This is a genomic window from Endozoicomonas sp. ONNA1, assembly GCF_024606325.1.
Classification (GTDB): Bacteria; Pseudomonadota; Gammaproteobacteria; order Pseudomonadales; family Endozoicomonadaceae; genus Endozoicomonas_A.
Window position 1 is genome coordinate 1 of the sequence record NZ_JAHHPN010000988.1, and the last position, 6,419, is coordinate 6,419.

A 6,419-nucleotide genomic window follows, 5' to 3' on the forward strand; every position below is an offset into this window, starting at 1 on the left:
TCAATTTCTTGCAATCCTCGCTACGGACGCTTAAGTCCGACAGGCTGCTAGGGCATTCATGCCCTGGAAACAGTCACCTTGACTCAGGAGCTGTTTCCGCATTAGCCATTTTTATTTTTTGCGAATGTCACCTTCCGCTCTTAATGTAGCTGAAGCGGACGACAAAGTTTGTCTGTTGTTGTACGTGTACCCTGAGAACCATGAACTTCCTGACTATGGTCTCTTGCCGCTGAGTACATCAGATGGCGTCTTCGCCGGTTTCGTTGGTTCTGATCCGAATCGCCTGCTCCAGATTGGTGACGAAGATCTTTCCGTCACCAATCTTTCCGGTGTTAGCCGCTGTAGAAATGGCTTCAATCACCTGATCCAGGAGGTCATCCGCAATGCCAACTTCCAACTTGACCTTGGGCAGAAAATCAACCACATACTCAGCTCCACGGTAAAGTTCAGTATGCCCCTTTTGACGACCGAACCCCTTAACTTCAGTGACAGTGATACCCTGAACACCGATCTCGGACAAAGCCTCTCGCACGTCGTCCAATTTGAATGGCTTAATGATGGCTGATACCAACTTCATAAAAGCTCTCCTGAGTGAATCCTGTTGGCCAGCAGGGAATTTCCGGACATTGTCATTATGACCCGTGCCCCCAGCCTTAAGTATTCAGCTGATTTACTTCCAACTGAGTTTGGTGGCTTATATGCAGGCACTGTGCCAAATTCTGAAAACAACCTGTCAACAAGGCTCGCAGACTGAAAAAATTCTATTCCCGTTCATTCATTAAACCTAACGCACCAAAAAAGAACGCCTACCATGCTTCTTGCACCCAAATCGCGCACTTCTTTAGTGCAATAGACCATCATCCGCTTGTACGATAAAGCCCGACTATCTACCTGGGCAACATTGCAGTAACCGCAAAGCGTGCTCCCCAACCTTCTGCACCTTGTTCTGGCGCTCCGGCCCAATAACGCACACCTCCTGCAAAGCTCACCGGCAGCCGACCTATGTGAATTACTTTCGACAGCACAGCATTAATCGGAATATTCCATTGACTGTTTTTCCAATCGTAAGTGCTTTCGGTTTGTAACGTATAAGTCCAACCTTTGTGGGTGTAGGTGAGAAAGGGCTGAATAAAAGAAGCATTAACATCATCACGCTTATCTTCACCGGCTATATCCCAGATATGATTGGCAAGTGCGCCATAACTCCAGCCCTGCTCCATTTTAAGCAATACAGCAGTAGGCCCTAGTCCCCACTTTTCTGTACCGAGTAATTCGTCGCTGGCTGTTGGTAGCAAAAAGACCGGCCCCGCACCCCAAATCCAGCCATTATTGGTAGGCCGTTTTGGTGAAAAGAAAAGGCTTTGAACAATATCACCAGTACCCGATTGCGAACCGCTGCTACCCGCCACATCATTTTGCTCAATCAAGGGTAAAATGGTTCTGGAAACCATATTCCAATCGTCATTCATCTCGATGGGTATCACAGGCTGCACGTTGACAGTTGTACGATGCCCATCGTCAGGGCCAAAGCCCGTATCATAATTGGCTTGCACGGGCATACTAATTAAATCAGCAACAGGATTGGTTAATTTTTTCGCCAATTCATCATCATCAGCATAAGCTGACAGGCAAACAATCAAGCTTAAACACAATGACAGAAACTTAAACAAAACGACATCCGCCCTTTGAAATACTCTAATCCAGGTCAAGACTGATTTTTCGGCTAAAGGCTTCCATCGGTATTTCGGTAAAGCCGGTAGCAAACCAAACCACCACATTATCTCTGGAAGGGGATACATAGATACCCTGACCATTCATGCCACTTTTATAGAGATCACCATCAGCAAAAACAGCATCCCACTGATAACTATTAAATAATGGTGCATCTCTGAATTCTTCCGTCAACCTGGGCCCAAGAGCACCTTTCAAATAGTTTTCCCGCTTTCCCGAGGTTTGCATACGCTTCAGCACTTGTTCCGAAACAATGCGTTTATCACCAAGCTTGTTCCAGCTCGGGGTAAACAACATGCCAAAACGCGCCATATCATCTAAACGAGAACTTACCAGACCATGAATAATGGCATTACCCTGTGGGCTTAAACCGATGGTTGCATCACCTGCCATACCTGCTTTTGACCAAATTCGCTCACTGACCACCTCTGCCAACCTTTTTTGCGTGATCTGCTCAATAATCAAACCCAACATCTGCGTATTAGCGGATGAATACTCAAAAGCCATACCTGGCTTTTTCAAATAAGGAATGGCAAGCAAAGCCTCATTGTGGGTATAAACTTTTCCGTCTTTTGCGGGCACACCCAACTCTGCTCTCACAAAGGCGTTATAAGGGGTATCACCACTGCGTGTTGTGGGGTTTTCCTCCAAATCAAGCCCTGTTTGCATGTTCAACACATCGAATATTTTCACGTTCTCCCAAGCTGTACCTTTTGCTTTGGGCAGATAATTTGACACGGTTTTCTGTAGATCAACACGCCCTTCTTCTTCCAGAAAAGCGATAAGCGTGCCGGCGATCACTTTTGAATTCGACATCCACACATGGCGGTCGTTCTCCCTCATGCCAGGGTATTGCTGGTAAATAATTTCGCCCTTTTTGATCACCATGACGCCCTGAACCGGTGACTTCTCATCCATAATCATCTGTTCAAATGCTATGGATTTTCCGTCTTTTTTGAGCGAAATTTCACCGATTGACTGCCTTGCACTTGTCTCAAGCTTGACTACCTCACCATCCCGGTGAATCATGGCTTGCGGCAAAAACTCACCCAAGTGCAAATAAGAATAAGCACCCGACTCGGTAATATTCAAAAATTTGTTCAGGCTCCATTCACCATGCAATCGTTTTGCTTCGGACAAGCTATAACCATTTTTGATTGCATGCACCGAAAAATCTTCGGTTGGCGTAGAGTAAGCGTCGTGATTCTTATCTGCAGCATGGATGTTTTGAGGGATAACAAAACACGCTAATAAAGAGAACCAGCCGAGGGCGGATGTAAGCATGGTCAGAGTCTTTGGCATAAGCCAAATCCATGAGTTGACTTAATCAATGTTTACCGAGCAACTATCAATTTAGCACATAAAAGCAAGCACGTTGAGATAACTGCTTGTGATATCATACCCGCCGGTTTTGAATCACAGCAGTTGCAGGAATCATCGATGATCGATAAAGCCTCCCTTATCGGTAGTATTGCCGGCAAAGCAGGTCAGGTACTGGGTGGGCAAAAAAGCCAGACCCGGGAAGATATTGAGCAAAACATGAAGGCTCTGGTGGGCAGTGCCCTGGCCAAATTTGAACTGGTCACCCGTGATGAGTTTGATGCCCAGGTCGCCGTTCTTAAGCATACCCGTGAAAGACTGGAAGCCCTTGAAAAGAAGGTGGCCGAGTTGGAAAAAGCCAAACAGTCTTAGCCCTGTTGCTGATGTCATTAGCCGTTCTCGCCCTGAGAACGGCTAATGCATACACCCGACCAGATTTTACTCTTCACTGACAATATTGATTATTTAAAAAAATAATTAAAATCAATAATTTAGATAATTATCACTATTAAACCCCTCGGTAGTTTTCCCTATAGAGGTACTCCTCTCTTCGCTATAGCATTGAGCAACAAATTAAGATAGTTGCCTCAATAATAATATGCCATGGCATTGGCCAGATCCTTTCAACAAAGACTGGTCTCAAGGACAAATAGAGAAAATCTCAGGAGAACCATCACTATGACACGCACACTTTCAATGTTTACTCTGCTGATGAGCATGATCATGTCTGGCTTTACACAGACTGCTTCCGCCGCTGGCTGGGAACTGCTGGGCGAAAAGAAAGTCAGTCGTCGTGCAGAAGCAGACACCATCCGTGTTGGTCTGAGAGACGGTGCTTTCAAGCGTCTGCAATTCAAGGTCAAAGGAGCTGACGTGGATTTCGACAGAGTCATCGTGCACTACGAAAACGGTCAAAACCGTGAAATAGCCATCCGCAGCAAAGTCAGGAAAGGCGGCAGCTCTCGCGTCATTGACCTGCCCGGTAAAGCAAGGGCCATTGAAAAAGTAAGATTCTACTACGACACTGATGGAACCGGACGCGTTCAGGCCAGTGTTCTGCTCATGGGTAAGTCTGCCTGATGAAAAAACGACTGTTTACGATTTTAGTTTTACTCACCACCTTTTCACCGGTCTCAACAATGGTCCATGCCGGCTTGATCGATAATGATCGGGATGAAGTCCGTGAAGAGCGACGTGATGATCGTCAGGATAATCGTGAAGAGCGCCGTGATGATCGTCAGGATAATCGTGAAGAGCGTCATGACGACCGTCAGGACAATCGTGAAGAACGTCGAGACGATCGTCAGGATAACAGAGAAGACAGAAAAGACGATCGTCAAGATCACCGTCATAACCGCTGGGATGGACCGAAGGTCATCAAGAACAATCTGGTCGTTGTAGCCCCAAGAAAAAGGGTGATCAGAAACAATATTGTCGTAGTTAGAAACTATGGTAATTCCTACTACGGTTATGGCCACTACCACGACGACAATGATGCTTACAAATGGCTGGCGTTTACGGCCATCACGCTCAAAATTCTCGACAACATCAACGAAGCTGCGCAACGTGCTCACGAAGAAGCCCAGATCAAAGCAACTACCGCTCCGGTCGGTGAAAAGATTATCTGGGATGAGGGCGACTCCTCCGGCTATGTTGTGACCACCAAAGAAGGCAAAAGTGCCTCCAGCGGTCTGGTTTGCCGTGAGTTCCAACAGTCCATTACGGTAGGCGGTCAAACCGAGGATGCTTGGGGACAAGCCTGCCTGCAGGAAGACGGTTCCTGGAAAATCATAAACTGATCTCTACCCTGGCCGGCTTGCTGGCCAGGCACTCCTGACAACGTAGCACACACAATAAACCAGAAAGGTAGAAGTATGAGTAAGCATGATACGCATGCGATCAACTTCAGAGCTGTTAGAAAACCTGCGATTATCCATTGCTCTTCAATAGCTCAGTGATTCTCGCCTTGTTATCTTCGCTGACAGTCAACACATGTCGGCTATCGGCGCTGAAAGCAGCTGAAATGACGTCTCTATCGTGTTGAATGGTGGCTTTTTCCAGCCATGACCCATCGGCCTTCCGACCACAAATTTTCGCCTTACCATCCACACTGGCGGTGACCATATGACCACTATCGGCACTGAAGCTAGCTGAGAGGACGATGTGCTCATGGGTAATGCTGGCTTCTTCCTGCCATGATCCATCGGCCTGCAGGCCAGTGATTTTTGCCGTGTCATCTTCACTGGTGGTCACCACATAATGGCAATTGGCACTGAAGTTGGCTGAGGTGAGTTCGCTGTTGTGGGAAATGCAGACTTTTTCTTTCCATGACGCGCCCTCCCGACTATAGATTTTCGCCTTGCCATCCCAACTGCCGGTCAACACATGGCGACAATCGGCGCTGAAGTTGGCTGAGCAGTAAGCCTCAACATGATGAATCGAGATTATTTGTTTACATGATCCATCAGCCTGCAGGTCACAGATTTTCGCTGTGTTATCGAAACTGGCGGTTAACAGGTGGCAGCTATCAGCACTGAAACTGACCCGGTTGATTACGTTTTTGTGTTGAATGGTGAATTTTTCTACCCATGATCCAGCGACCCCCTGAGCATAGATTTTTACAGCATAATCTGTACCGCAGAGCGCCAGAAAATGGCCATTGGGGCTGAGCATGGCCGAATTGACCGGACTAACAAGGTTAATAATCTCCTCTGACTCCCATGACCCATCGTCCCTCTGAACAAAGATTTTCACCGTATAAAAACTGGCCGTCATCACACGGCGGCCATCAACGCTGAAGGTAGCAGAATTGAGCTGACCAGTATGGGAAATGATGGTTTTTTCTGCCCATGATCCATCGTCCTCCTGACCATAGATTCTCGCTGTGTTATCTTGACTGGCGGTTAAAAGATGACGGCCATCGGCACTGAAGCTGGCTGATATGACGTAATTATTATGGGAAATGGCACCTTGTGATTTCCATGATCCATCGTCCTCCTGACCATAGATTTTCGCTATGTTATTGCGACTGGCGGTTACCAGATGGCGGCCATCGGCGCTGAAAGTGGCGGTGCTGATATGATTAGAATGGCTAATTTCTGCTTTTGGCACTAACTCGAACGTGTCACATTGAGACATCATTTTACTGTTGGTGAAAAGGAGCAGAGCAGGAAAATGAGCAGTCTTTCGTTGTTTTATGAGTGACTCAATCGTGCTCATATCCGCAAACGGCTTTAACCAATCACGGAGTTGTTGCTCATCTTTTGTCTTAATGGTGGCCTTAAGTTGATATTTGTGTGGAGAAGGAAACCGGCGAATCCATGCTCTTTCCAGAGCTTTATCTTCTTTAATAAAATCGCGAAGATATC

Annotated in this window: 7 protein-coding genes; 3 read left to right on the forward strand and 4 right to left on the reverse strand. The window is 46.8% G+C overall.

Annotated elements, in window-relative coordinates; translation table 11 throughout:
• Positions 1–238 precede the first annotated feature (238 nt).
• The 3 genes from glnK to KDK19_RS23810 form a co-directional block, all read right to left on the reverse strand.
• The gene (glnK, locus tag KDK19_RS23800; RefSeq protein WP_257280919.1) at positions 239–577 is read right to left on the reverse strand and encodes a P-II family nitrogen regulator; all 339 of its coding nucleotides are present in this window, start codon (positions 575–577) and stop codon (positions 239–241) included.
• Positions 578–887: 310 nt separating this feature from the next.
• A complete protein-coding gene (locus KDK19_RS23805) occupies positions 888–1,670 on the reverse strand; it encodes a hypothetical protein (RefSeq protein ID WP_257280920.1) in 783 nt (260 codons plus the stop codon).
• A gap of 25 nt (positions 1,671–1,695) precedes the next feature.
• On the reverse strand, positions 1,696–3,033 hold the full coding sequence (locus KDK19_RS23810; RefSeq protein ID WP_257293095.1) for a serine hydrolase: 1,338 nt from the start codon (positions 3,031–3,033) through the stop codon (positions 1,696–1,698).
• A 138-nt stretch (positions 3,034–3,171) separates the two neighbouring features.
• On the opposite strand from KDK19_RS23810, the gene KDK19_RS23815 reads away from it, so the two are divergent.
• From KDK19_RS23815 to KDK19_RS23825, 3 genes are all read left to right on the forward strand, one after another.
• The gene (locus tag KDK19_RS23815; protein WP_257275663.1) at positions 3,172–3,423 is read left to right on the forward strand and encodes an accessory factor UbiK family protein; all 252 of its coding nucleotides are present in this window, start codon (positions 3,172–3,174) and stop codon (positions 3,421–3,423) included.
• A 306-nt stretch (positions 3,424–3,729) separates the two neighbouring features.
• The gene (locus KDK19_RS23820; protein ID WP_257275664.1) at positions 3,730–4,131 is read left to right on the forward strand and encodes a hypothetical protein; all 402 of its coding nucleotides are present in this window, start codon (positions 3,730–3,732) and stop codon (positions 4,129–4,131) included.
• Complete coding sequence (locus tag KDK19_RS23825) at positions 4,131–4,850, forward strand: hypothetical protein (RefSeq protein WP_257293096.1); 720 nt, start codon at positions 4,131–4,133, stop codon at positions 4,848–4,850. Before KDK19_RS23820 ends, KDK19_RS23825 begins: the two co-directional genes overlap by 1 nt.
• A 130-nt stretch (positions 4,851–4,980) precedes the next feature.
• On the opposite strand, the gene KDK19_RS23830 is transcribed toward KDK19_RS23825, so the two are convergent.
• Positions 4,981–6,419: WD40 repeat domain-containing protein (locus KDK19_RS23830; protein ID WP_257293097.1), on the reverse strand; the 1,439-nt coding region annotated here is incomplete at its 5' end.